We start from the raw sequence: 24020 nt of genomic DNA, 5'->3' as shown, positions 1-24020 counted from the left end.
AACACGCTACGGCGGCAGGTCATTTCAGTGCTCGTCGCCGTCCGGTCGCGGGTTGTTCCCGGGCACGGGACGGGCCGACGGCAGCGGGCCGAGCGCGCTCGTCGCGGGCGCGGGGTCCGGGCGGCGTGGCATCCGGGGCCGGATCAGCCGCAGCCACGCCAGCACGATCAGGGCCGCAACCGCGGCGAACGGCAGCACCGCGCCGATCGCCACCGCCAGCCAGCGCAGCATCGTCACGAACGCGTCCCAGCCGCCCGCCAGCGCGTCCAGGAACCCGGGGCTCTCGTCCTTGGCGGCCGCCTTCACCGGGGTCTCCGACAGGGAGAGGGTGATCGTGGCGAGGCTCGTGCGGTCCTTCAGCGACGCCTGCTGGGCGAGCAGCGCCTCCAGGTCGGCCTCCCGGCTGCTCAACTCGCCCTCCAGCTCCACCACGTCGCTGAGCTTGGTGGCCTCGTCCATCAGCTCACGGACCCGGGCCACGCTCGCGCGCTGCGACTTGATGCGACTGTCGACGTCGACGACCTGATCCGTGACGTCCTCGGCCTTCGCGGTCCGGTCGAGCAGCTTGCCCGCACCCTGGAGGTCGGCGAGGACGTCGTCGTACTTCTCGACCGGCACGCGCAGCACGACACGGGTGCGCTCGTGGCCCTTCTCGTCCCGGGTGGTGGTCTCGTTGCCGACGAAACCGCCCGCGTTCTCGGTGGTGGTGCGGGCCTCGTCGAGGGCCTTCGGCACGTCCTTGACCTGCACCGTCAGCGACGCGGTGCGGATGATGCTGCTGGTGAGCCGGGGCGCCGTGGCGGCCTTGGCGCCGCTCGCGCCCTTCTCGCCGCCCGGGACGGCCCCCTTCGCGTCGCTCTGGGCGGCGGGCTTGTCGTTGGCCGCGCTGCCTCCTGAGTCGGTGTCGTTCGCGCTGCACCCGGTCAGCGCGAGCGCCGCGGTGAGCAGGAGCGCGGCCAGGGCCGGGACAGGTCGTACGGGATGCCGTGAGCGCATGTGCTTAACCCCCGAGGGTCGTGACGACTGACGCTTCTTCGACGCCCGGAGGGGCCCGGACGTTGGACCCGGACGGTCCCGATGCGGTCACGGTCGGGACTCGTGCCGGACACCGGGGTGCGGACGGTCTGTCAGCGGGGTCTGAGAGGCTGGGGACATGCGCGAAGAGGAGAGCCGTACGGGTGCCGGGCAGGTCGTCGTCGTCGGAGCCGGGATCGCCGGGCTGGCCGCGGCCCACCGGCTGCTCGGGCGCGGAGCGCGGGTGACCGTGCTGGAGGCGTCCGACCGGGTCGGCGGCAAGCTGCTGCCCGGCGAGATCGCGGGCACGCGCGTGGACCTCGGTGCCGAGTCCATGCTGGCCCGCAGGCCGGAAGCGGTGGCCCTCGCCCGCGAGGTGGGCCTCGACGACCGCCTCCGGCCGCCGGCCACCGCCACGGCCTCCATCTGGACCCGGGGCGCCCTGCGCCCCATGCCCAAGGGCCACGTCATGGGTGTCCCCGGGACCGCCGCCGCCCTGGCCGGCGTCCTGTCCGACGAGGGCCTGGCCCGTATCGAGCGCGACGCCGACCTGCCCCGCACGGAGGTCGGCGACGACGTGGCGGTCGGGGAGTACGTGGCGGCGCGGCTCGGCCGGGAGGTCGTCGACCGCCTGGTGGAACCCCTGCTCGGCGGTGTCTACGCGGGCGACGCGTACCGCATCTCGATGCGTTCGGCGGTCCCGCAGCTCTACCAGGCGGCGCTGACGCACGACTCGCTCACCGAGGCGGTCCGCGAGATCCAGGCCAGGGCCGCCGCGGCCCAGCAGACCGGCCCCGTGTTCATGGGCATCGAGGGCGGCGTGGGGAGCCTGCCGCTCGCGGTCGCCGAGTCGGTGCGGGCCCGGGGCGGCGAGATCGTCACCGGGACGCCGGTTACCGAGCTGCGCCGCGAGGAGGGCGGGACCTGGCGCGTAGTCGCCGGCGACCGTGTGCTGCGCGCCGACGCCGTGATCGTCGCCGTGCCCGCCCCGGCCGCCGCCGCGCTCCTGCGTGCCGAGGCCCCGGGGGCCGCGACCGAGCTCGCCGCCGTGGAGTACGCCTCCATGGCCCTGATCACTCTGGCCTACCGCCGCGCGGAGACCGCCCTCCCCGAGGGCAGCGGGTTCCTCGTGCCGCCGGTCGACGGGCGCACCATCAAGGCGTCGACGTTCGCCTCCCGGAAGTGGGGCTGGATCGCGGACGACAACCCCGACCTGCTGGTCCTGCGCACCTCGGTCGGGCGGTACGGCGAGACGGAGATCCTCGGACGCGAGGACGCCGACCTGGTGGAGCTCTCCCGCCACGACCTGCGCGAGGCCACCGGCCTCGACGCCGATCCCGTCGAAACGCGCGTCACGCGCTGGACCGACGGCCTGCCGCAGTACCCCGTAGGTCACCACGCGCGCGTGGCCCGCATCCGCGAGCACGTCGCCAAGCTGCCTGGTCTCGCCCTGTGCGGCGCGCAGTTCGACGGCGTCGGCATCCCGGCGTGCGTCGCGAGCGCGTACGCGGCGGTGGATCAGCTGGAAGGCGACCTGAGCCGTGTGCAGGAGCTCACCGCCAACCCGGTGCAGAGCCTGCACGGCGGAGCGGGAGAATAGGGGACATGAGCGACGACGCCCCCACCACCGAGCCCGGCAGGATCCCCAACAAGGGCAAGCTGGCCAAGGACCTCAACGAGGTCATCCGCTACACGCTGTGGTCCGTCTTCAAGCTGAAGGACGTGCTGCCCGAGGACCGCGCGGGCTACGCCGACGAGGTCCAGGAGCTGTTCGACCAGCTCGCGGCCAAGGACGTGGCGATCCGTGGCACGTACGACCTCTCGGGCCTGCGTGCCGACGCCGACCTCATGATCTGGTGGCACGCGGAGACCGCCGACCAGCTGCAGGAGGCGTACAACCTCTTCCGCCGCACCAAGCTGGGCCGCGCGCTCGAGCCGGTCTGGTCGAACATGGCGCTGCACCGTCCCGCCGAGTTCAACCGCTCGCACATCCCCGCGTTCCTCGCCGACGAGACGCCGCGCAACTACGTGAGCGTGTACCCCTTCGTGCGCTCCTACGAGTGGTACCTGCTGGCCGACGAGGACCGTCGCCGCATGCTCGCCGACCACGGCAAGATGGCCCGCGGCTACCCGGACGTGCGCGCCAACACGGTCGCCTCGTTCTCCCTCGGCGACTACGAGTGGGTGCTGGCCTTCGAGGCCGACGAACTGCACCGCATCGTCGACCTCATGCGCCACCTCCGCGGCTCGGAGGCCCGCCGCCACGTCCGCGAGGAGATCCCGTTCTTCACGGGTCGCCGCAAGGATGTCGCGGAACTGATTGCGGGCCTGGCCTAGTCGGCCAGGCCCGAGTGCGGGCCCGGTTTCGAGGCTGGGTCCGCTGGCGGCGTCAGCCCCTGGGGGCCTTGCCCTTCAGGGAGTCCTTCAGGGGTGACCGGTGGGCGCGGTCGCCGGTCGACGGCCTGGGCTCGGTGTGCGGGGCGCAGGACGCGCGCTGCTCCGGCGTGCGGCCCTCCAGCAGGTAGGCGTCGAGGTAGCCGTTGACGCACTTGTTGGGACCGCCGGCGATGCCGTGCGTGCCCGCGTCCCGCTCGGTCACCAGGACCGAGCCGGACAGCCGCCGCTGCATCTCCAGGGCGCCGTCGTACGGCGTCGCCGCGTCCCGCTCCGCGGCCAGGATCAGCGTCGTCGGCAGCTCACCCGGCCCGGTCCGCACGTCGAGCGGCTGCTGCCGGGACGTCGGCCAGTAGGCGCACGGCAGGTTCATCCACGCGTTGTCCCAGGTCTCGAACGGCGCCACGCGCGCGAGCCGCGTGTTGTCGCGGTCCCAGACCTTGAAGTCGGTCGGCCAGGCGGCGTCGTTGCACTCGACGGCCGTGTAGACCGCGTTGGAGTTCTCCGCCTCGGCCGCCGCCTCGGTGGCCGGCCCCGCCTGCTCGACGAGGGGCTTCGGGTCGCCCTTCAGATACGCCGACAGCGCCTGCGCCCGCTTGGGCCAGTAGTCGTCGTAGTAGCCGGCCGACAGGAACGCGGCCTGGAGCTCCGCGGGGCCCACCTTGCCGCCGGCCGGCCGGGCCGCCAGCTGCGCGCTCGCCTTGGTGTAGTTGTGCTGGACCGTGGCCACGGTCCTGCCCAGCCTGTACACGTCGTCGTGCCGGGCGATCCACTGCCGGAAGTCCGTCCAGCGGCTCTCGAACGCGGCCGACTGGTCGAGGTTGTTGCGGTACCAGATCTGCTCGGGGGCCGGGTTCACCGCCGAGTCGAACACCATCCGCCGCACGTGCGAGGGGAACAGCGTCGCGTAGAGAGCCCCGAAGTAGGTGCCGTACGACGCCCCCATGAACGTCAGCTTCTGCTCGCCCAGCGCCGCCCTCAGCACGTCCAGGTCACGGGCGTTGTTGAGGGAGTTGAACTGCTTCAGCCCACTGCCCGACCGCTTGGCGCAGCCCTGCGCGTAGGCCTTCGCCTGCGCGATGCGCTCCTGCTTGTACGAGTCCGAGGGGTGCGTGGGCGCCTGCGAGGGCGCCTTGAAGAAGCGCCCCGGGTCCTCGCAGGACAGCGGCGCGGACCGGCCGACGCCGCGCGGGGAGTAGCCGATCAGGTCGTAGGCCGACGCGATGCGCTTCCACTCCGGGAGCAGGCCGACGAGCGGGAAGTACTGGCCGTCGCCGCCCGGGCCGCCGGGGTTGTAGACCAGCGCGCCCTGCCGCCGTACCCGGCGCTTGCTGTTGTGCGGGTCCTTGTGCGTGGCGGCCACCCGCGTGACGGTCAGTTTGATCTGCTTGCCGCCGGGCTGGGCGTAGTCGAGCGGGACGGACACCGTGCCGCACTGCATGGCGCCGGGCATGTCCTTGAGGTCGGAGCACTTCCCGAAGTCGATGCCGGCCGCCCGGGCCCGCGCGGCCGCCACTGCCGTGCCCTGCCGCTCGGCCGCGCCGGGGGCGGCCGGTGCGCCCGGCGCGGCCGATGCGGCCGGTGCGCTGCCGGCCGGTGCGAGCGCCAGGGCGGTCAGGAGCAAGGATCCGGCGGCCGAGTAGAGGGCGGCAGCTCTCATGACGTATCCCTTCGGTGCATGGCAGCGACAAAAGGGATGTTTCGTTCGGTGTATGGAGAAGGCAAGCACCTAGCGCCGGTGTCGGCGCCAATGCCCCCTATGCGCCCCCGATGTGCGGTTCGCGCCAGGTCTGGTCGCGGTGCTCGAAGGCCGCGCGCAGGTCCGGTTCGCCGATGGCGCGCACGCCCCGTACAGCGACGGTGGTGAGGTACGTACGGTCGTCGCCGCCGGCGGCGCGACGGGTGAGGGCGCCCAGCAGCCGCTGCCCGGCCGGGGAGGCCCAGCGCGAGTACGGGTGGACCTCGACCCGGGCGATGGCCAGGCAGCTCAGCGTCAGCGCGAGCGGCAGCGCGAACCACAGGGCGACCAGCGCGCGCGGCATGTCCGGCTGGGCGGGCACCAGCAGCGCGGTCGCACCCAGGGCGAGCACCGCGAGCGCGGCGAGCTGCACCTGGCGCACGCCGGCCGCGACGGTGGTCCGGGCGCCCGCGGGCACGGCCAGGCCCGCGTCGACGAGCCGGTCGGCGAGACCGGCGACGGCGTCGGTGGAGGCTGCGGCGGCCCGTACGGGTGCGATGCGGTTCTGCCCATCGGGCCCGATGGCCCCTATGACGGACCGCTCCATGTCGTCCCGGCCGCGCGGGTCGACGACCGTCGCCCAGCCGGTGTGGGCGAGCAGCAGCCGCCGCTGCCTGGCCATCGAGACCATGGTCAGATCGGCGACCCGGCCGGGCCCGCCGGACAGGAAGGCGGCCTCGTACAGGGTCAGCTCATGACGCCGGGCGTCCCCTCGGACGTCCGCGTCGCCGGCCGCCGCGCGTACGGCGGCCAGGCACAGACGTGTGCACGCGGTGCCGGCTGCGGCCCAGGCCAGCAGCAGGAGAAGGACCCAGAACATGCCGCGTTTCTATGCCAGATGCTCTGGGGAACGCCATGCCCTGTTCACAATACGGACAAGGCGTTGCCGGTATGTGACGTTCCGTTTGGTCCGGCCGTCACGGCGGCGGGCTGGAGGCGGGCGGCGGGAGCGGGTAGGTCGGGGAGGGCGAGGCGGTGACGGGGGCGGCCGGGCCGGGGTCCGCCGTCGGGCCGGGCGGGGCCGGGGAGTCGGTGAGCGGGGGAGTGCTCGCGGAGGCCATGTCCCGGGCGAGCGCGTTCCAGTCCACGTACCCCGTGGCCTCCAGGACCCTGATGTGGTCCAGCACCGTCGTGTTGGCGTCGTCGGCGAGCGACCGCACCAGCGAGTTGCGGGTGGTCGCGCGCACCTGGGCGACGAGGGAGAACACCTTGCCGTGCGCCAGCCGCGCGATGTTCACGAACCGGCGGTCGTAGTCCGTACCCTGGGCCGCGGTCAGCGTCGCGAGCCACTGCCGCTGCTGGGCGTTGGGTTCGTTGGGCAGCTGGAGCCCGAGCTCGGCGGCGACGTCGCGCACCCGCTGGTCCAGGAAGGTGTGGCCCTGGACCAGGTGCTGCCCCGCCGTGCGCACGGCCTGGGTGGTGCCCTTCTGCTCGGCCTCCTGCCCGGCGGGCAGCTCCCAGAGCCCGGCCAGCCGGACCCTGGTGACGAAGTCGCGGTCGAGAGCGGACAGCGGCCCGTACCGGGTCGGCACGGTCTGGGCGCTCAGCGTGCTCGCGCCGGTGCCCGACCGGTCGGCGTACGACCAGATCGGGAAGATCAGCGCGAGCAGGGTGGCCATCAGGCCGATGACGATGATCCCCGTGCCGCTGAATATGCCTCGGCCCTTGACGGGTGGTCGCGGTCGCATGGTGCCTCCTGTACGGCACCGCATATTACTTCGGGGTTCGACCGCCCCCTCAGCGGTGCAGCAGCACCCGCCTGGCCGCCCTCGCCACGCGTACGGCCGGCCGCCGGGACCGCGGCACGGAGCCCGACCGCTCCAGCCACCACTCCCTGAGCTCCCGCCGGGCCTGGCCCTCCTCCAGGTGCCCGTCGAGCAGCAGATGCCCGGCGAAGTCGAGAGCGTCCCTGCGGTAGCCGCCGGTCATCGGGTGCCCGTGGGCGTACGTGAGAAAGGCGGGCCGGTACGTCCCGCCGAGGATCTCCGGCAGTTCGGGCGCCACCTTGGCCACGACGTCCGCCCGCTTCCCGGCGAGCGCCCGCGCCTGCACCCCCAGCCGCACCCGGTCGAACCCCTCCGGCACGGGCGTCCCGGCGACGAGCGCCGACAGCAGCGCGGTCTGGGCGAGCGCGAGCCGCTGACGGGCGGCGTCGGTGGAGGGGGAAGGGGCTGCCAGGGCGCCGGTGCCGGCGACGGCCGCACCCTGGGCCCGTAGGACCTGTCCCTTCTCCACGGCCGTCCGGATCGCCGTCAACTCCCCCTCCAGCTCAGCCGGTTCGGGGAAGTTCTCGTCCCGCTCCAGCAGCACGCCGGGCGGCGAGATCCGGGAGGCGAGGTCGGTCAGGATGTCGAGGACCGGCCGCGGGACCGGGTGGGCGTGGCTGTCGTGCCAGACGCCGTCGCGTTCGAAGCCGCCCGCGACATGGACGTAGGCGATGGCCTCCAGAGGGAGTTCGGCGAGCGCCTTGGCCGGGTCCTCGCCGCGGTTGACGTGGTTGGTGTGCAGGTTGGCAACGTCGATCAGGAGCCGTACGCCGGTCCGGTCGGCGAGCTCGTACAGGAACTGCCCCTCGGTCATCTCCTCGCCCGGCCAGGAGATCAGCGCGGCGATGTTCTCGACGGCCAGCGGCACCGGGAGCGCGTCCTGCGCGATGCGGATGTTCTCGCACAGCACGTCGAGGGCGTCCCGGGTGCGCGGTACGGGCAGCAGGTGCCCGGCCTCCAGGAGCGGGGAGGCGGTCAGCGGGCCGCCCGCACGTACGAACGCGATGTGCTCGGTGACCAGCGGCGATCCCAGGGCCCCGGCCCGCTCGGCGAGTGCGGCGAGCCGTCCGGCGTCCGGCCGGTCGGCGCCGCCGAGGCCGAGCGAGACGCCGTGCGGGACCACCGTGACGCCACGGGCGCGCAGCCGCTGAAGCGATTCGGAGAGGTGCCCGGGGCACACGTTCTCGGACACGGCCTCGACCCAGTCGATGCCCGGCATGCGCTCCACGGCGTCGGCGATCTCCGGCCGCCACCCGATGCCCGTTCCCAGTCGCTCCATGGTCCGTCCCCCTCCTCGGCTGTCCCGATCCACGCGTCCGCGGTGATACGTCTCCTTCGGTACGTCGACCTTGACGTGACGGAGGTATGGCCCCGCCGCCCGGGCCCGAATCCCTCACCTCCCACCTTCAGAGCAAGATTTGAGGTTCGCGGCTCACTCCAGGAGGCTCTGCGGGTCCACCGGATCGGACCGGTCAGCGGAGCGCCGGGTGGTCGGCCACCACCGTGCAGGAGCCGGGAGCGATCTCCGTGAAGCCCGCGTCGCGCACCAACGGCAGTCCGCTGGAGGTCAGTTCGTCCCAGCGCGCCGGGTCCGCGGTGCGTACGGCGAGCGCGAATCCGCTGTCACGCCAGGCCGCCCGCTCCTCGTCCGGCAGTTCCCACCAGGCCAGCTGGGCGGCGTGGCCCGTCTGGGCCATCTCCTTGACCGCGGACATGTCGAGGCCGGGGTTCAGCCACAGGACGGGCAGGGCCGGGTCCGCCGCGACCGGCGGCTCCGGGTCGTCGAGATCGGTGCCGGACACCTGCAACTTGGCCAGGTCCTTGGGCCACCCGTCGAGCGGCACGGGCGGGAACACCCGCAGCTCGGCCGACTTCCCGCTCACGGTGATGCCGGGCAGGGCCCCGGCCCGCCGCCACTCGGCACCGCGGGCCCGCCGCACCACCTTGCGGATCCGGGCGTCCTCCCAGTCCCGCACGGCCTCGGCCCACTCGCCGTCCCCGAGGGACCGCTCGTCGCTGAGCATCACCAGCACGGCGCGGGCGGCGGTCTCCAGCGCGTCGGTGCGGGCGGGCGGCGCCGCCTTCTCGATGTGCACGACGAGGGGCAGCACGTACTGCGGTGCCTGGTCGCGCTCGCTGGGCTCGGAACGGAACGGGTTGTCGGCGGAGGACGTCACTTCATGGCTCACACCAGCCAACTTTAAGGGGGCGCGGGACGGTGCCCCTTTGGGAGGATGCCCGCATGCGACGCGATCTACGGCTGGCCGACGTCGGCCGCCGCTACGGCCTCCGCGGCCCCTGGGTGCTGCGAGGCGTCCACCTCGCCCTCGCACCGGGCACGCTGACCCGCGTCGAGGGCGCGAACGGCACCGGAAAGTCCACGCTGCTCCGGCTCCTGGCCGGCATCGACGCCCCCACCGAGGGCCGGATCACCGGTCGCCCCCGCACCGCCTACGTCCCCGAGCGCTTCCCGTCGGCCCTGCCCTTCACCCCGCACGGCTATCTCGCCCACCTCGGCACGATCCACGGCCTGTCCCGCCCGGCCGCGATCCGCGCCGCCGGGGAGTGGCTGGAGCGTTTCGGCGCCGCCGCCTACGCCCGCACCCCCATGGCCCAGCTGTCCAAGGGCAGCAGCCAGAAGGTGGCCGTGGCGCAGGCGCTGCTCGCCGAGCCGGAGCTGCTCGTCCTCGACGAGGCCTGGACGGGCCTGGACACCGCGGCCCGCGGGGAGTTGGAGCGTGCGGTCGCCGAGCGCACCGCGGCCGGCGGGGCCGTCGTGTTCGTGGACCATGACCCGGGCCGCCTCGCGGGGGCGCCGGACACGACGTGCACCGTGCGCGACGGCGCGCTGGAGAGCCGTACGCGAGAGGCCGCCGCACCGGACGACGGACCGCAGGTCGTGGTCGAGGCGCAGGGCCCGCGGGGCGCTCGGCCGCCCACGGGCGCGCTGGGTGCCGCCGTCTCGGCCGAGGAGACCGCGCCCGGCCGCCACCGCCTCACCGTCCCCGTGTCCCACTCGGACGTGGTGCTGCGCACCCTGCTGACGGCCCGCCCGCCATGGCACGTGGCAGCCGTGCGGCCCCTCGCCCCGGACACCCATGACCCGGCCGACAACGACCCGGACAGTCACGACAAGGACAGCCGCCGATGACCGCCCTCCTGCGCTACCAGGCCGCCCTCCTGCTGCGCTCGCAGCGCTGGCTGCCGCCGGTCATCCTCTACACGGCCTTCCTCGGCATCGGGCTCCAGGGCGGGCAGCCGGTGCTCGACTCGCTCGGCTACGCGGCCGCAGCCCTGCTGCCCGTCGCGGCCTGGCTGGTGCGGATCTGCGTGACGGTCGAACCGCCGGCGGCCCGCGCGTGCGTGGCCGCGGCGTCCGGGTCCGGGCGGGCCCATCTGGCCCGGCTGCTGGTGGCGTTGACCGCCGCGGCCGTGCTCGGCACGGTGACGACCCTCGTCGTGACGCTGATCAGCGATCCGGTGAGCACCGACCACCACACCCGGGTGCCGCTGCTTGCGGCGGGTGCGGCCGGACTGCTCGCCGCGCTGGCCTGCGCGCTGCTCGGCACGGCCGTCGGCGCGCTCACCAACTGGCCGGTGCTGCGCTCGCCCGGCCGCGCGGTCCCGGCGATGCTCCTCGCGGCGCTGCTGTCGGTGGTGGCCACGGGCTCTCCCGCGCAGGCGGCGGTCAGCGGCCTGGTCACCGGCTCGCAGTCGGGCACGATCCCCGTGCCCCTGCTCCCGCTGGCGGCGGCCGCCGTCCTCGCGGCAGCGGCGACCGCGGTGGCCTGCGCGCTCTCGTCCCGCCGCTCGGCCTGAACCGGCCGATCACCCCGAGCAGGCCGTGCGCTGCGCCTCCTGCCACTCGCAGACCGGGCAGAGCGTGATGCCCTTGTACGACTCCGGATACTCGGTCGGCTCGCGGCACTGCACGCACTCGGCGTACGGCGGCCCGTCGGCCTTCGGCGGCCTGGCGGCGTCGACCAGGCAGTAGCTGTCGTCGCTGTCGTCGCTGTCGTCGCTCATTCCTCCAGCGTAAGCCGGTCACCCGTGGCCGCTGGTGGCCCCGATCAGCTGGGACACCTTCACGAACCGGAAGCCCTTCTTGCGCAGCTCGGGCACGACCGTGCGGACCGCCTGCTCGGTGACGGGGGCCGCGCTGCGCGTGCAGTGCATCACGACGACCGAGCCCGGCCGCACCCCGTCCAGCACCTGCCGCGCCACCGCGTCGGCGTCCGTCGCGAACGCGTCCCCGCTCACCACGTCCCACTGCACCGGGGTGACGCCGGTCGGGGCCAGCGCCTTCAGCGTCCGCCGGTCGTAACACCCGCCCGGGAAGCGGAAGTACGGCATCGCGTCCGGCACCCCCGCCCTGCGGAACGCCGCGTACGCCCGCTCCACGTCCGACCGCATCCGGTCCGGGGACATGGTCGGCAGGCCGTAGCAGTTCGCGGTGAAGGCGTAGTGGCTGTAGGAGTGGTTGGCCACCTCGAACAGCGGGTCGCGGCCGATGGAGCGCGCCTCTTGCGGGTACTCGTCGGCCCACCGTCCGGTCATGAACAGGGTCGCCGGCACCTTCAGCGCCCGCAGTGTCGCGATCAGCTGCGGATTGTCGAACCGCTCACCGGCCGCGGCCCGCGGGCCCTCGTCCGCGGTCATGTCGGCGTCGAAGGTGAGCGCGACCGTCTTGCCCTGCGTGCGCGGGCCGTTCTCGAAGACGCGGGCGAGCCCGGCGGGACCGGGCGCGAGCGTCGGCGGCCGGGACGGAGCGGCGGAGGTGGCGGAGGGTGCCGGGCGGGCGGCACGGGGCGCCCCGGGGGCGCCGCAGGCGGTGAGTACGGCGCCGGCTGCGCAGGCGAGTGCACAGGTGGCGGCCACTTGTCGTACTTGAATGATCACCGCACGAACATAACGGCGTAAAACGGGCAAACGGCGGATCGGCGCGCTCAGCGGCCGTAGAGTCCGGTCAGGCGTCCGGAGGCGAGGGCGTGGCCGGTCAGCGCGCGCTTCACGGCGTCGGCCGAGGCGCCGGACGGCAGGTCGAGGGTGCGGTCGGCGGCGTACGCGGAGAAGACGTAGTGGTGCCGTTGGCCCGTGGGCGGGCAGGGGCCTCCGTAGAAGTTCTTCTTGAAGCCGTTGCGGCCCTGGGCCGCGCCCCGCGGGACCTGCCCGGCCGCCCAACTGACCCGCGACGGGGGCGCGTTCCACACCACCCAGTGGGTGAAGGTGCCGTGCGGGGCGTCGGGGTCCTCGACCAGGACGGCCAGCCCCTTCGTGCCGGACGGCACCCCGGAGAAGGACAGCGGGGGCGAGACGTTCTCGCCGTCGCAGGTGTAGCGGCGCGGGATCGTGCCGCCGTCGGTGAACGCCGTACTGGACACGGTGATCCGCTGCGCGGCGCTGGGTGCGGGGGCGGATGAGTCACCGCCGTCGTCCCCGCACCCCGAAACCAGCCCCACTGCCGCCGCGGCGGCGACGATCACGAGCCTGCGCCGCATGGACGGAACGCTAGTCGCGCCCCTGCACGGCCGCTACCTGCGCCACGGGCCGGTGACCGCGAACGTCGTGCCGGGCGTGTAGCAGTCGACGTACATCGTGCCGCCGTCGGGGAGAAGGCGACGCCGGCGAACTCGCCCCACTCGGGGGCGTCGGGCGTGCCGATGTTCCGCCGTCCGCGGGCCGTCGCGTACAGCTGGCCGGGTCGACCTCGAGGACGAAGCCGTGGTCCTTGGTGCAGCCGCTGGTGCCGGCCTTGTCGTCGGTCTCCTCGCAGGTGAGCCAGGTGCCCAAGGGGTGGGCCCGCTCGCGCAGTTGACGGCGGTGCAGGCGATGGCGACCCGCTCGGGCAGGACGTCGTCGTGCCGGTCCAGCGTCAGGGCCGTACAGCCGCCCTTGCCCGCGGGGTCGTAGGTGAGGCCCTCGACCGTCGGGACGGCGAACTTCGCCGTGGGGCCGTTCTCATGATTGCGGACCAGGTGGACACGGCCGTGTCCGGCGGGCAGGGCGGTCATGCCGTCGTGGTTGGAGCGGACGGTGCCCTCGCCGGAGCGGAGCCGGTCGCCCTCGCGGGAGAGGACCTTGTGGCGGAAGCCCTTCGGAAGGTCGAGGAGGCCGTCCGGATCGGGGCCCAGGGGCCGTATCCGGTGTGGCCGAGTCCGTGCGCGGCCGCGGTTCCGGCGAACAGTGACCCCGCTCTGCGTCTATCACCCGGTGTGCGGCTCCGTAACCACGCGCGTGGCACGTGTCACTCGCCGAGCTCCCGTGGCGGCTGATGGTTCTGCGGATGTTCCTGCGCCTTCTCCAGGAAGCGCAGCAGCTCCACCGGGAAGGGCAGGACCAGCGTCGAGTTCTTCTCGGCGGCGACCGCCGTCACTGTCTGGAGCAGCCGCAGTTGCAGCGCGGCGGGGGTGTCCGCCATCTGCTTCGCGGCATCGGCCAGCTTCTTCGAGGCCTGCAGTTCGGCGTCCGCGTTGATGATGCGGGCCCGGCGGTCGCGGTCGGCCTCGGCCTGCCGTGCCATGGAGCGCTTCATGGCCTCGGGCAGGGAGACGTCCTTGATCTCGACGCGGTCGATGGTGACGCCCCATTCCACCGCCGGGCTGTCGATCATCAGCTCGAGGCCCTGGTTGAGTTTCTCGCGGTTGGAGAGCAGGTCGTCGAGGTCGCTCTTGCCGATGATCGAGCGCAGGGACGTCTGTGCCATCTGGGAGACCGCGAACTTGTAGTCCTCGACGTTGACCAGTGCGGCCGACGCGTCGACGACCTTGAAGTAGACGACGGCGTCCACGCGCACGGTCACGTTGTCCCGGGTGATGCCCTCCTGGGCCGGGACCGGCATCGTCACGATCTGCATGTTGACCTTGCTCATGCGATCCGCGAACGGGACGATCATGGTGAAGCCGGGTGCCCGCACCTCACCGGCCAGCCGCCCGAGCCGGAACACCACCCCGCGCTCGTACTGCTTGACGACCTTGGCCGCCGCCGCGAAGTAGACGACCCCCGCGGAGCAGGCCGCCACGATCGCCGTCACCACCTCAGGGCCCATGCCGACCCCCTCTGTCAGAGGTCTCGTACGTCTGCTCCTGTAACGATATGCCCGGTTACCGGTCCCGGGCCACGACTGGCTCCGGGACCGGCGATCGGGATCCCTACGGCGCTGTCACCCGCGCCGGCTCGGCGGCCCTGGCCGTCACCCGCACCGGCTCGGTGCCGGCCGCGCTGTGCCGCTCGGCCCAGTTCTCCAGCGCCGTACGGCAGGCGTGGTCCAGGTGGTGCAGGCCGGACAGGTCCAGCTCCACCGGGCGGTCCTGGGGCAGCGCCTCCAGGCTGTCGAGGATCTTCGGCAGCCGGAGGAAGGTCGCGTTGCCCGAGAGGTACGCCTGCACGGGACCGGCGCCCTTGTCGACGATCTCCAGCTTGAGGTGCGAGGCCTCCCAGGCCGTTTTGACGACGGACAGCGCCAGGCCGATCAGGACGCCCTCGAACATGCTGACCGCGACGATGGACACGGCCGTCACCACGAGGATGAGCGCCTCGCCACGGTGCTCGCGCCACAGCGTCACGAGCCCGCGTACGGGGATCAGCTTGGCGCCGGAGTGGACGAGGACGCCCGCGAGCGCGGGGATCGGGATGTAGGCGAGGACGCCCGGCAGCAGGGCCGCGAACAGCAGCAGCCACACACCGTGCAGCACACGGGACGCCTTGGTGCGGGCGCCCGCCTGGACGTTCGCCGCGCTGCGCACGATCACGGCGGTCATCGGCAGCGCACCGAGGACACCGCAGAGCGCGTTGCCCGCGCCCTGCGCGACCAGTTCCTTGTTGTACCGGGTGCGCGGACCGTCGTGCAGCCGGTCCACCGCGGCCGCGCTGAACAGCGACTCGGCGGAGGCGATCAGCGTGAACGCCACGATCGTGCCGAGCAGTCCGACGCCGGCGAGTTCACCGAAGGAACTCGGCGGCGGCTGGATCGAGCCCAGCAGGCCCTTCACCTCGACCGTCGCGATTCGCAGCGGCAGCACCGTCGCGACGACGGTCGCGAGGCCGACCGCGGCGAGCGGCCCGGGGATCGCGCGCAGCCGCTTCGGCATCCGCTTCCACAGCACCAGGACGGCGATGGTGCCGGCGCCCACGAGGAGCGAGGCGAGCGCCTGGGTGTTCCCGAGGGTGTCGACGAGCGCCCCCGGGAGCCGGGCTATCTTCTCCAGGCCGGAGACGGGCGCCTTGGCGTCCGCCATCGAGTAGAGCTGTCCGGCGATCAGTACGAGCCCGATGCCGGCGAGCATGCCCTCGACGACCGAGACCGAGATGGCCCGGAACCAGCGCCCCAGCTTCAGGACGCCCATGAGGATCTGGAGCACACCGGTGGCGAGCACGATCACGCCGAGGGCCGCCAGGCCGAACTCCCGCACGGCCTCGAAGACCAGCACGGTCAGGCCCGCCGCGGGTCCGGACACCTGCAGGCTGCTGCCGCGCATGAGGCCGGTGACGATGCCGCCCACGATGCCGGTGACCAGGCCCAGTTCGGCCGGGACACCGGAGGCGACGGCGACGCCCACGCACAACGGGAGCGCGACCAGGAAGACGACCAGCGAGGCGGCGAAGTCCTGCCTCAGGTGGGGGTATTTGGTCATCATCGCGGCGCTCACAGGGCCTTGAAGGTGTCGGTCTGCGGGTCGTGTGTCAGCACGGCGCCGGTGTGGACCTCGTAGAACCAGGCGTGCAGGGACAGCCGGCGGTCCGCCAGCCGCCGCTCGATGTACGGGTACGAGCGCAGCCGCAGCAGTTGTGTCAGGACGTGGCTCTGCACGCCCTCGGTGACGGTCGGGTCCTCGACCGTGCCGGACGGGCGCGGGGTGGCGTGCGTCAGCCAGTCGCGCACGGCGGGAACGGCGGTCAGGTCGTCACCGCGCACCAGGGCGCCGACGGCGCCGCAGTGCGAGTGCCCGCAGACCACGATGTCGCGCACGCCGAGCACCTCCACCGCGTACTCGACGGTGCACGCCTCGCTGGTGGGGTGCTCGGAGGCGTACGGCGGGACGATGTTGCCCGCGGTGCGCAGCTCGAAGAGCTCGCCCGGGCGGGCGCCGGTGATCAGGGCCGGGACGACCCGGGAATCGGAGCAGGTGATGAACAGCACCTGGGGGGACTGGCCTTCGGCGAGTCCGGCGAACTCCTCAGGGCGCTGTCCGAACAGACGGGCGTTGTCGATGAGGGGCTGCATGATGAATTACTCCTCCTGGCGCGCCGCGACGGCGCGTCGGTGTGGGCAGGACAGAGGTGGGGGGAACCGCTTCGCTGTCAGCAGCGGAAGACCTGAAGTGCTGCCGGAGTGTGGGCTGTCGAGGATCTCGACGTGCCGGGTGCCCGGATCACGGCCGGTTGGTGAGCGGCCGCCGGGCCCTGGGCCGTATGTCCGCGCTCGGGGCCCTCGGGTGCGAAGTCGGCGGCGCGGGTCCGGTCGCGGGTGCGCAGGGGGACGGTCGGGCCCCCTGAAGGGTCGCAGTGGCGGTGCGTGACCGTCTCGCTGCGCTGGGCCGTGCCGGGCAGGGTGATTCCGGTCTGGGCTTTGGCCTCTGCATGACTGGCCGTATGCGCGGGTGCGAAGGAAGCGGCGGGAGCGAAGAACGGGAGCGCGACCAGAAAGGCGACGAGGAGCGCCAGCGCGCTCCGGCCCGCGGTGATGCGGAACATGCGCCCCCCTCCAGGTGGTTCGCGCCGTCGTGCGTGCCAATCACGGCTCAACCATTGATCAACGGAAGGTCTGCAACGGGTCAACGGCAGGTCAAGAAACAGGTTAACCCTGCAACGTTGTTTGCAGGGTTAACTTTACGTTTCCAACTGAAGAGAGCCTGAAATGCTCTCTGGGGTGGCGGGAACTAGTCGCTCTCGGTGAGCCCCTTGGCGTCGCGTGCCAGCGCGGTGAGCCGGGAGATCGCCCGGAAGTACTTCTTGCGGTAGCCGCCGTTCAGCATCTCCTCGCTGAACAGCCGGTCGAAGGGCAACCCGGAGGCCAGGACCGGCACTTCACGGTCGTAGAGCCGGTCGGCGAGCACGACGAGCCTGAGGGCCGTCGACTGGTCGGGGACGGGCTGCACATCGGTGAGGCAGACCGCCCGTACGCCGTCGGTCAGGGCGCCGTAGCGGCTGGGGTGGACCTTGGCGAGGTGGTCGAGCAGCTCCGGGAAGCCGTCGAGCGAGGCGCCGGGGGTGGCGTGGGCGGTCCTCGTCACCTGCTCCTTCGGGAAGGGCGCCGGTGCCTCGGGCAGACCGCGGTGACGGTAGTCCTCGCCGTCGATGCGCAGGGGGCGGAAGCGGGCGGACAGGCCCTGGATCTCGCGCAGGAAGTCGGCCGCCGCGAAACGGCCCTCGCCGAGCTTGCCCGGGAGGGTGTTGGAGGTGGCGGCCAGTGCCACGCCGGCGTCGACGAGCTTGCCGAGCAGGGTCGACACCAGGACCGTGTCGCCGGGGTCGTCGAGCTCGAACTCGTCGATGCACAGCAGCCGGTGGCCGGAGAGGGTCTGGACGGTCTGCTGGAAGCCCAGGGCGCCGACCAGGTTGGTGAGCTCGACGAACGTGCCGAACGCCTTCAGCGCGGGCTCGGCCGGGGTGGCGTGCCAGAGGGAGGCGAGCAGGTGGGTCTTTCCGACGCCGTAGCCGCCGTCGAGGTAGACGCCGCGGGGGCCGGCCGGGGTCCTGGCCGCCTTCGCCTTGCCGAACCCGAGGAAGCCGCGCCTGCCGCCGCCGACGGCGTGCGCCCCGCCGAGCCCGGCCGCGAAGCTCTCGAGGATCTGGACGGCCTCGGTCTGGCTGGGCTGGTTCGGGTCAGGTATGTAGGTGCTGAAGCGCACCGAGTCGAAGCGCGGCGGCGGCACCATCTCGGCGACCAGCCGGTCGGCGGGGACATGCGGCATACGGGCGCACAGGGACAGCGGCGCCGGGTCTGCTATCGGGCTGCTGTCGGTGGCGGAAGGGGAGGACGACACGGTTCACCATGCTAAGCGTCGTGCCACACTGCACGACATGCGACGCCTGTTCCCTGTGACCGACGAGACAGCGCCGAACCCGCCGGACGTGGGCGAGTGGAGCCTCGCCGAGCTCGCCGCCGCCTACGCCTATCCCGAGCCGACCGCGGGCGGCCTGCCCGTGCCCTGGCTGCGGGCCAACATGGTGTCCACGCTCGACGGCGCCGCTCAGCACGACGGGCGCTCGCAGCCGATCTCCAGCGCGACCGACATGCGGATCTTCGGCACCCTGCGGCAGCTCGCGGACGTCGTGATCGTCGGTGCCGAAACGGTACGCCAGGAGGGGTACCGGCCCGCACGCGCGCGTGCGGAGTTCGCGGAGGCACGCCGCGCCGCCGGGCAGGGGCCGGCACCGGCGATCGCGGTGGTCAGCGCGAGCCTCGACCTGGACTTCACCCTCCCCCTGTTCGCCTCGCCGCTGGTGCCCACGCTGGTGCTCACCGGCGCCGCGGCGCCCCCCGACCGCGTCGCCGCCGCCGAGAAGGCGGGTGCCGAGGTGGTGGTCGCCGGGGACGGCGTGGGCGTGCAGCCCGACCGTCTCGTACGGGCTCTGGGTGAGCTGGGGCACATCCGGCTGCTGACCGAGGGCGGGCCGCGGCTGCTCGGCCAGCTGGTGGCCGCCGGGGTGCTGGACGAGCTGTGTCTCGCCGTGTCCCCGACGCTCACCGCCGGTGACGCGCAGCGCATCGCGGGCGGGCCCTCGGTCGCGGTTCCGCAACGCTTCGTACTCTCGTCGGTTCTCGAGGAGGAGGGGTTTCTCTTCACCCGCTACCGGCGGGCCTGATATTCGATCAGCGGTGCCCCCGGTCCCGAAAACGGCGGAATCAGCCGTTCCGCTTGGTGTCGGGCGGGCACACTGAATTTCGCAGTCCCCGTGACGCCACGGGGCAGGATGGTTTCCGCAGAAGGGGCGCCCGGTGTTCACAAGCGTATTGATGATCGAGAAGGCACTGACGTCCGCAGACGTGGAGTTCGTCACCGGTCTGCACGGTGATGAGAGCGTCTTCTTCCACGTGCTGCTCCAGCCCCGCGGCGACCAGGCGGACCGCCTGCTGCGGGCCATCGACGACGTGGCGCTCGGTGAGCTGGACGAGGTGGCGAAGGAGCGCGAGGTGCCCGAGGGGGACGCCGCGAAGGACTTCGGGACGCGGGCCCTGGAGGTGTCCCTGCAGGCGCTGCGGGGCGCCGGGAGCGAGGCCGAGGGCAGGCTGATCGAGGACCATCCGCTGGACGCCCTCAAGGCGCTGGTCGCCGAGATCGACGCGGACGAGGTCATCGTGCTGACCGATCCCCACTACGTGGAGGAGTTCTTCCACCGGGACTGGGCGTCGCGTGCCCGGCACAAGGTGGGGGTCCCTGTGCTGAAGCTGTTCTCGCACAGCAAGGTGTAGTTCCGCGGGTGGGGCGCCGGTCGATCCGGCCCCGCGCCCCCAGGGCCTTGCAGGCTCCCGGACCGCATAGGCTGGGCGGCCGAACGTTCCGCCGTACGCACCACGCACAGGAGAAACGCATGGCACCCGGCCTTCCCCCCGCCATGGACCGACCGCACTTCATCGGCATCGGCGGCGCCGGGATGTCGGGCATCGCGAAGATCCTCGCGCAGCGCGGGGCCAAGGTGGCGGGGAGCGACGCGAAGGAGTCCGCGACCGCCGAGGCGCTGCGGGCCCTGGGCGCGACGGTGCACATCGGGCACGCCGCGGAGCACCTCGCCGACGACGCGAGCTGCGTGGTCGTGTCGTCGGCGATCCGCAAGGACAACCCCGAGCTGGCCCGCGCGGCCGAGCTGGGCATCCCGGTGGTCCACCGCTCCGACGCCCTCGCCGCGCTGATGGACGGCCTGCGCCCGATCGCGGTCGCCGGCACCCACGGCAAGACCACGACGACGTCGATGCTGGCGGTGTCGCTGAGCGCGCTCGGCCTGAACCCGTCGTACGCGATCGGCGGCGACCTGGACGCGCCCGGCTCCAACGCCCTGCACGGCGAGGGCGAGATCTTCGTCGCCGAGGCGGACGAGTCGGACCGCAGCTTCCACAAGTACGCGCCCGAGGTCGCGATCGTCCTCAACGTCGAGCTCGACCACCACGCCAACTACGCCTCGATGGACGAGATCTACGAGTCCTTCGAGACCTTCGCGGGCCGGATCGTCCCCGGCGGCACGCTGGTGATCAACGCGGACCACGGGGGCGCGCGCGAGCTGACCCGGCGACTGGCCGGTGCCGTCAGGACGGTGACGTACGGCGACGCGGAGGACGCCGACGTACGGGTGCTGTCCGTCGTGCCCCAGGGCCTGAAGAGCGAGGTGACGGTTCTTCTGGAGGGGCGGCAACTCACCTTCACGGTGTCGGTCCCCGGCCGCCACTACGCGCACAACGCGGTGGCCGCGCTGGCCGCGGGCGTCGCGCTGGGCGTCCCGGCGGCGGAGCTGGCGTCCGCCCTGGCCGCGTACACGGGCGTCAAGCGCCGCCTGCAGCTGAAGGGCGAGGCCGCCGGAGTCCAGGTGATCGACTCCTACGCCCACCACCCCACCGAGATGACGGCCGACCTGGAGGCGATGCGCGCCGCCGCGGGCGAGTCCCGGATCCTGGTCGTCTTCCAGCCGCACCTGTTCTCCCGTACGCAGGAGCTCGGCAAGGAGATGGGCCAGGCGCTCGCCCTCGCGGACGCCTCGGTCGTCCTCGACATCTACCCGGCCCGCGAGGACCCGATTCCCGGCGTCACGAGCGAGCTGATCATCGAGGCGGCGCAGGCCGCGGGCGCGGACGTGACGGCGGTCCACGACAAGGCGGACGTGCCGTCCGTGGTCGCGGGAATGGCCAAGCCCCGTGATCTCGTTCTCACCATGGGCGCGGGCGACGTCACCGACCTCGGACCGCGCATCCTGGACCGTCTTTCGCAGTGAGGGGCTGAGGCTCATGTCGTACGACGTCGAAAAGCCGGACGAGCAGTGGCGGGCGGAGCTGACCCCCTCCGAGTACGCGGTGCTGCGCCAGGCCGCCACGGAGCCCGCGTTCACCGGTGAGTACACCAACACCAAGACGGAGGGCGTCTACTCCTGCCGTGCCTGCGGCGCCGAACTGTTCACCTCGGAGACGAAGTTCGACTCCCACTGCGGCTGGCCGTCCTTCTTCGACCCGAAGGACACCGACGCGGTGGAAGTCATCGAGGACCGCTCGCACGGGATGGTGCGCACGGAGGTGCGGTGCGCCCGCTGCGGGTCGCATCTCGGGCACGTCTTCGAGGGCGAGGGGTACGGGACGCCCACCGACCAGCGGTACTGCATCAACAGCATCTCGCTGCGGCTGACCGAGAACGAGGGCTGACGCGGGCTGCGAGGGGCCGGCGCGGGCTTCACAGCACCTTCCGCTGCACCAGTGCCGACAGGACCAGTGCGCCCGGCAGGAGCGGTAGCCAGACCGTCAGTACGCGGTAGCCGATGACGGCCGTCGTCGCGATGTCCATGGGTGCGCCGAGGGCGTTCATGGTGAGGACGACGGCCGCGTCCACGGGGCCGATCCCGCCCGGTGCGGGCACGGCCCCGACGGCTGTGCTCGCGGCCAGGAACGCGAACGTGACCTGCACCCAGGTCAGGGGCGAGCCGAGTGCCGCCCCGACCGCGAAGATCACGCTCGCCTGAAGGACCGGGGCCGCGGCCGCTCCGCCCCAGAGGGCCAGGACCCGGGCGGGGCGGGTGTGCAGCAGGCGTACGTCGGTGAGGGCGCAGCGCAGGGCGTCGAGAAGAGGGCGGCGCAGCGGGCGTACGGTCGCCACCAGGAGGGCCGCCAGGCCCAGGCCGAGCGTCGCTCCTCCGGCGATCAGGAGCAGCGTCCAGCCTTCCGGCACCAGGGCGCCCGTCAGCAGTACGTCGGGGAACGCCACCAGGAAGACGAGCAGGACGAGCGTCTTCGCGATCGGCCTGACCACCGAGTACAGGGCGAGCGAGGCGGTGGCGCGGGGCAGGGGGATGTCGCGGTTCTGCAGGAAGCGCAGGGTGACGGCGTGTGCGCCGAGGCTGGCCGGCAGCGCGTGGTTGGCGGCGCCGGCGGCGAACTGCGACGCGATCAGCAGGCCCGTGGGGAGCTTCTCCGGCAGGGCGCCCTGCCGGACGCAGGCCGCCGTCAGCCAGCCCAGGCAGGTGAAGAGCAGCGCGAGCAGCAGCCACCAGGGGTCGGCGGAGGCGAGGCGGGCGGAGCCGTCGTAGAGGGTGCGCCAGTCGATCGCGACCCAGAGGCCGATCAGCAGCAGGGGCAGCAGCACCAGCGTCCGGCGCAGCAGGCGGGCGGCGGAGGCGAACCGCGGGGAAGGGGCGGCGGAGGGGCCCGCGGCGGGGAGGGGTCCGCGGACTTCTTCGAGCGGGAGCAGAGACACGGCGCACGTCGTCCTTTCACGTCGGCCCGGGCGACGGGGTGCGGCGCATGGCAGCAGGGGACGGCGGAACCGTTCCCGCCCGGCGTGACGGCCTGGTGTCCGGGAGCCGAAGGGGCGCGGGCGGGCGGACGACGTGGCAGCCTCCCCATTTTTGCCCCGCGCGGCGGCCGGTGAATCATTCATCCAGCGAAGTGTTGACTTCCGGATGAACAAACCAGCTCCATCCTTGGGTGACCTCCGAGCACGTGTATGCGGGCACGGCCCTGTCCTCCGTCTCCTCCGAGCTGGACGAGGCGGTCCACCGTTGCCTCGTCGCCGGCTTCGAGGGCACCACGACGTTCCCCGACACGCTCAAGCGGCTCGTCGACCGCGGTCTGGGCGGCGTCATCCTGTTCACCCGCAACGTCCGGGACGCCGAGCAGGTCCGTGAGCTCACCGACGCCCTGCGGGCGATCCGCCCCGATCTGCTGGTGGCCATCGACAACGAGGGCGGCGGCATCGGCCACCTCGTCGGTGCGGGCGCCCCCGAGGTCCCCGGCTCCTACGCCCTCGGCGTCGCCGACGACCCGGAGCTGACCGCCCGCTGCGCCGACGCGCTCGCCGGTCATCTCGCCACGCTCGGCATCACCGCCACGTACGCCCCCGTCGCCGACCTCCAGCAGCGCGCGGACAACCCGATCGTGCGCACCCGTTCCTTCGGCGCCCGACCCGACCTGGCCGCCCGCCACCTGCGCGCCTGGATCGCCGCCACCGAGGCGCGCGGCATCGCCTCCTGCGCCAAGCACTTCCCCGGCCACGGCGGTACCACGGCCGACAGCCACTACGAGCTGCCGGTCGACCCGCGGCCGTACGACGAACTGCGCGTCGACCTCGAACCCTTCCGCGCGGCCGTCGCTTCGGGCGTGCCGATGCTGATGAGCGCGCACGTCGTCTTCCCGGCGCTGGACGCCAACCGCCCGGCCACCCTCAGCCGCCGCATCCTGGGCGACCTGCTCCGCCATGATCTCGGCTTCGACGGCGTGCTGGTCGGCGACGCCCTGGAGATGAAGGCGATAGCCGACCACTACGGCGAGGCGGCCGGAGCCCGGATCGCGCTCGCCGCGGGCGCGGACCAAGTCGTCGTCTCCGTACCGGACCTGGAGGTGACGCTGGCCTGCCGCGACGCGGTGCTCGACGCCGTGGACTCCGGCCGGCTGGCCGCGGAGCGGGTGCGGGAGGCGGCGGAGCGGGTGCGGCGGCTCGCCGAGCGGTACGCGACCCCCGCCGCCGGGCCGGTGCCGGGCTGGGACACCGGGGCCGGACCGGAGGCCGCCCGGCGCGCCGTGCGCAGCCGTCCCGTGCCGCCCGCGGCCCGCGGCATCCACATCGTCGACCTCTTCCCGCCGCCCCACCCGGCCCTCAACTGGGGCGGCGAGGACCTGCTCACCGAGCTGCGCGCGCTCGACCCCACCGCGTGCGGCACGGCGGTCGGCGGGGAGCCGGCCGACCCCGGCGCCCTGGTAGACGGCATCCTGCAGATGTCCGCCGACGCACCTCTGGTCGTGGCCACCTGCGACGCCGGGCTGCACCCCTGGCAGGCCCGCTTCCGGGACGCGCTGCTGGCCCGGCGGCCGGAGGCGGTGCGGGTGGACACCGGGCTGCCGGAAGGCGGGGACCTGTGCTCGTACGGCCGCGGACGGGTCAATCTGCGGGCCCTGGCCGAGGTGCTGACCGGCGCCTGAG

General features: G+C 73.0%; 24 protein-coding genes and 1 pseudogene. 9 read left to right on the top strand and 16 right to left on the bottom strand.

Annotation, left to right across the window (positions count from 1 at the left end; genetic code table 11):
• Positions 1–24: 24 nt before the first annotated feature.
• On the bottom strand, positions 25–996 hold the full coding sequence (locus ACGFYN_RS02850; RefSeq protein WP_393863925.1) for a DUF4349 domain-containing protein: 972 nt from the start codon (positions 994–996) through the stop codon (positions 25–27).
• A 157-nt stretch (positions 997–1153) separates the two neighbouring features.
• On the opposite strand from ACGFYN_RS02850, the gene hemG reads away from it, so the two are divergent.
• The gene (hemG, locus tag ACGFYN_RS02845) at positions 1154–2614 is read left to right on the top strand and encodes a protoporphyrinogen oxidase (RefSeq protein ID WP_393863924.1); all 1461 of its coding nucleotides are present in this window, start codon (positions 1154–1156) and stop codon (positions 2612–2614) included.
• 5 nt (positions 2615–2619) lie between these two features.
• Complete coding sequence (gene hemQ, locus ACGFYN_RS02840; RefSeq protein ID WP_393863923.1) at positions 2620–3351, top strand: hydrogen peroxide-dependent heme synthase; 732 nt, start codon at positions 2620–2622, stop codon at positions 3349–3351.
• Positions 3352–3403: 52 nt separating this feature from the next.
• Here hemQ and ACGFYN_RS02835 read toward each other — a convergent pair whose 3' ends face one another.
• The 5 genes from ACGFYN_RS02835 to ACGFYN_RS02815 form a co-directional block, all read right to left on the bottom strand.
• Positions 3404–5068, bottom strand: a complete 1665-nt coding sequence (locus tag ACGFYN_RS02835) for an alpha/beta hydrolase (protein ID WP_393863922.1) — start codon at positions 5066–5068, stop codon at positions 3404–3406.
• Between the two features lie 97 nt (positions 5069–5165).
• Positions 5166–5966 (bottom strand): TIGR04222 domain-containing membrane protein, encoded by an 801-nt coding sequence (locus ACGFYN_RS02830; protein ID WP_393863921.1) that lies wholly within the window; start codon positions 5964–5966, stop codon positions 5166–5168.
• Positions 5967–6063: 97 nt separating this feature from the next.
• Complete coding sequence (locus ACGFYN_RS02825; RefSeq protein WP_393863920.1) at positions 6064–6834, bottom strand: DUF4142 domain-containing protein; 771 nt, start codon at positions 6832–6834, stop codon at positions 6064–6066.
• A gap of 49 nt (positions 6835–6883) precedes the next feature.
• The gene (locus ACGFYN_RS02820) at positions 6884–8191 is read right to left on the bottom strand and encodes a DUF692 domain-containing protein (RefSeq protein WP_393863919.1); all 1308 of its coding nucleotides are present in this window, start codon (positions 8189–8191) and stop codon (positions 6884–6886) included.
• Positions 8192–8384: 193 nt separating this feature from the next.
• Positions 8385–9101: a peptidyl-tRNA hydrolase gene (locus ACGFYN_RS02815; protein ID WP_393863918.1), complete on the bottom strand. Its 717-nt coding sequence runs from the start codon at positions 9099–9101 to the stop codon at positions 8385–8387.
• Between the two features lie 53 nt (positions 9102–9154).
• On the opposite strand from ACGFYN_RS02815, the gene ACGFYN_RS02810 reads away from it, so the two are divergent.
• Both ACGFYN_RS02810 and ACGFYN_RS02805 read left to right on the top strand, forming a co-directional pair.
• Entirely contained in the window at positions 9155–10063 is a 909-nt protein-coding gene (locus ACGFYN_RS02810; protein ID WP_393863917.1) for an ATP-binding cassette domain-containing protein, read from the top strand.
• Entirely contained in the window at positions 10060–10731 is a 672-nt protein-coding gene (locus tag ACGFYN_RS02805) for an ABC transporter (protein ID WP_393863916.1), read from the top strand. Before ACGFYN_RS02810 ends, ACGFYN_RS02805 begins: the two co-directional genes overlap by 4 nt.
• Positions 10732–10740: 9 nt before the next feature.
• On the opposite strand, the gene ACGFYN_RS02800 is transcribed toward ACGFYN_RS02805, so the two are convergent.
• The 9 genes and pseudogenes from ACGFYN_RS02800 to zapE all read right to left on the bottom strand — a co-directional run bounded on the left by ACGFYN_RS02800 (position 10741) and on the right by zapE (position 17894).
• Positions 10741–10938: a hypothetical protein gene (locus ACGFYN_RS02800; RefSeq protein ID WP_393863915.1), complete on the bottom strand. Its 198-nt coding sequence runs from the start codon at positions 10936–10938 to the stop codon at positions 10741–10743.
• Positions 10939–10956: 18 nt separating this feature from the next.
• Positions 10957–11811, bottom strand: coding sequence for a polysaccharide deacetylase family protein (locus tag ACGFYN_RS02795; RefSeq protein ID WP_393863914.1), 855 nt, complete (start codon positions 11809–11811; stop codon positions 10957–10959).
• Positions 11812–11858: 47 nt separating this feature from the next.
• The gene (locus tag ACGFYN_RS02790; RefSeq protein WP_393863913.1) at positions 11859–12410 is read right to left on the bottom strand and encodes a YbhB/YbcL family Raf kinase inhibitor-like protein; all 552 of its coding nucleotides are present in this window, start codon (positions 12408–12410) and stop codon (positions 11859–11861) included.
• Positions 12411–12585: 175 nt separating this feature from the next.
• Positions 12586–13153, bottom strand: a pseudogene (locus ACGFYN_RS02785) (alkaline phosphatase PhoX); the annotation flags it as partial.
• A gap of 3 nt (positions 13154–13156) precedes the next feature.
• The gene (locus ACGFYN_RS02780; protein WP_393863912.1) at positions 13157–13957 is read right to left on the bottom strand and encodes a slipin family protein; all 801 of its coding nucleotides are present in this window, start codon (positions 13955–13957) and stop codon (positions 13157–13159) included.
• 103 nt (positions 13958–14060) lie between these two features.
• Positions 14061–15545, bottom strand: a complete 1485-nt coding sequence (locus ACGFYN_RS02775) for a SulP family inorganic anion transporter (protein WP_393863911.1) — start codon at positions 15543–15545, stop codon at positions 14061–14063.
• An 8-nt stretch (positions 15546–15553) separates the two neighbouring features.
• Positions 15554–16132 carry a carbonic anhydrase gene (locus tag ACGFYN_RS02770; RefSeq protein ID WP_393863910.1) on the bottom strand — a complete coding sequence of 193 codons (579 nt, stop codon included), beginning with the start codon at positions 16130–16132 and terminating at the stop codon, positions 15554–15556.
• Between the two features lie 77 nt (positions 16133–16209).
• Complete coding sequence (locus ACGFYN_RS02765) at positions 16210–16602, bottom strand: hypothetical protein (RefSeq protein WP_393863909.1); 393 nt, start codon at positions 16600–16602, stop codon at positions 16210–16212.
• 185 nt (positions 16603–16787) lie between these two features.
• On the bottom strand, positions 16788–17894 hold the full coding sequence (gene zapE / locus ACGFYN_RS02760; RefSeq protein ID WP_393863908.1) for a cell division protein ZapE: 1107 nt from the start codon (positions 17892–17894) through the stop codon (positions 16788–16790).
• 37 nt (positions 17895–17931) lie between these two features.
• On the opposite strand from zapE, the gene ACGFYN_RS02755 reads away from it, so the two are divergent.
• From ACGFYN_RS02755 to msrB, 4 genes are all read left to right on the top strand, one after another.
• Entirely contained in the window at positions 17932–18717 is a 786-nt protein-coding gene (locus ACGFYN_RS02755) for a pyrimidine reductase family protein (protein WP_393863907.1), read from the top strand.
• A gap of 133 nt (positions 18718–18850) precedes the next feature.
• Positions 18851–19324, top strand: coding sequence for an indole-3-glycerol phosphate synthase (locus ACGFYN_RS02750; RefSeq protein ID WP_393863906.1), 474 nt, complete (start codon positions 18851–18853; stop codon positions 19322–19324).
• Positions 19325–19443: 119 nt separating this feature from the next.
• Positions 19444–20832, top strand: coding sequence for a UDP-N-acetylmuramate--L-alanine ligase (gene murC / locus ACGFYN_RS02745; protein WP_393863905.1), 1389 nt, complete (start codon positions 19444–19446; stop codon positions 20830–20832).
• Positions 20833–20845: 13 nt separating this feature from the next.
• Complete coding sequence (gene msrB, locus ACGFYN_RS02740) at positions 20846–21253, top strand: peptide-methionine (R)-S-oxide reductase MsrB (RefSeq protein WP_393863904.1); 408 nt, start codon at positions 20846–20848, stop codon at positions 21251–21253.
• A 28-nt stretch (positions 21254–21281) separates the two neighbouring features.
• On the opposite strand, the gene ACGFYN_RS02735 is transcribed toward msrB, so the two are convergent.
• Entirely contained in the window at positions 21282–22298 is a 1017-nt protein-coding gene (locus ACGFYN_RS02735) for a YbhN family protein (protein WP_393863903.1), read from the bottom strand.
• A gap of 230 nt (positions 22299–22528) precedes the next feature.
• Here ACGFYN_RS02735 and ACGFYN_RS02730 point away from each other — a divergent pair, with 230 nt between their 5' ends.
• Positions 22529–24019: a glycoside hydrolase family 3 N-terminal domain-containing protein gene (locus ACGFYN_RS02730; protein ID WP_393863902.1), complete on the top strand. Its 1491-nt coding sequence runs from the start codon at positions 22529–22531 to the stop codon at positions 24017–24019.
• The last annotated feature ends 1 nt before the right edge of the window (position 24020 follow it).

Source organism: Streptomyces sp. NPDC048419 (assembly GCF_043200415.1).
Lineage (GTDB): Bacteria > Actinomycetota > Actinomycetes > Streptomycetales > Streptomycetaceae > Streptomyces.
Note: the sequence above shows the minus strand (reverse complement) of the source record. Positions and strands in the feature narration are given on the sequence as shown.

Excerpts from the sequence above, each read along its gene's own strand:
- ACGFYN_RS02850 (WP_393863925.1), bottom strand. The coding sequence starts at position 996 with ATGCGCTCACGGCATCCCGTACGACCTGTCCCGGCCCTGGCCGCGCTC.
- hemG (WP_393863924.1), top strand. The coding sequence starts at position 1,154 with ATGCGCGAAGAGGAGAGCCGTACGGGTGCCGGGCAGGTCGTCGTCGTC.
- hemQ (WP_393863923.1), top strand. The coding sequence starts at position 2,620 with ATGAGCGACGACGCCCCCACCACCGAGCCCGGCAGGATCCCCAACAAG.
- ACGFYN_RS02835 (WP_393863922.1), bottom strand. The coding sequence starts at position 5,068 with ATGAGAGCTGCCGCCCTCTACTCGGCCGCCGGATCCTTGCTCCTGACC.
- ACGFYN_RS02830 (WP_393863921.1), bottom strand. The coding sequence starts at position 5,966 with ATGTTCTGGGTCCTTCTCCTGCTGCTGGCCTGGGCCGCAGCCGGCACC.
- ACGFYN_RS02825 (WP_393863920.1), bottom strand. The coding sequence starts at position 6,834 with ATGCGACCGCGACCACCCGTCAAGGGCCGAGGCATATTCAGCGGCACG.
- ACGFYN_RS02820 (WP_393863919.1), bottom strand. The coding sequence starts at position 8,191 with ATGGAGCGACTGGGAACGGGCATCGGGTGGCGGCCGGAGATCGCCGAC.
- ACGFYN_RS02810 (WP_393863917.1), top strand. The coding sequence starts at position 9,155 with ATGCGACGCGATCTACGGCTGGCCGACGTCGGCCGCCGCTACGGCCTC.
- ACGFYN_RS02805 (WP_393863916.1), top strand. The coding sequence starts at position 10,060 with ATGACCGCCCTCCTGCGCTACCAGGCCGCCCTCCTGCTGCGCTCGCAG.
- ACGFYN_RS02800 (WP_393863915.1), bottom strand. The coding sequence starts at position 10,938 with ATGAGCGACGACAGCGACGACAGCGACGACAGCTACTGCCTGGTCGAC.
- ACGFYN_RS02790 (WP_393863913.1), bottom strand. The coding sequence starts at position 12,410 with ATGCGGCGCAGGCTCGTGATCGTCGCCGCCGCGGCGGCAGTGGGGCTG.
- ACGFYN_RS02780 (WP_393863912.1), bottom strand. The coding sequence starts at position 13,957 with ATGGGCCCTGAGGTGGTGACGGCGATCGTGGCGGCCTGCTCCGCGGGG.
- ACGFYN_RS02775 (WP_393863911.1), bottom strand. The coding sequence starts at position 15,545 with ATGATGACCAAATACCCCCACCTGAGGCAGGACTTCGCCGCCTCGCTG.
- ACGFYN_RS02770 (WP_393863910.1), bottom strand. The coding sequence starts at position 16,132 with ATGCAGCCCCTCATCGACAACGCCCGTCTGTTCGGACAGCGCCCTGAG.
- ACGFYN_RS02765 (WP_393863909.1), bottom strand. The coding sequence starts at position 16,602 with ATGTTCCGCATCACCGCGGGCCGGAGCGCGCTGGCGCTCCTCGTCGCC.
- ACGFYN_RS02755 (WP_393863907.1), top strand. The coding sequence starts at position 17,932 with ATGCGACGCCTGTTCCCTGTGACCGACGAGACAGCGCCGAACCCGCCG.
- murC (WP_393863905.1), top strand. The coding sequence starts at position 19,444 with ATGGCACCCGGCCTTCCCCCCGCCATGGACCGACCGCACTTCATCGGC.
- msrB (WP_393863904.1), top strand. The coding sequence starts at position 20,846 with ATGTCGTACGACGTCGAAAAGCCGGACGAGCAGTGGCGGGCGGAGCTG.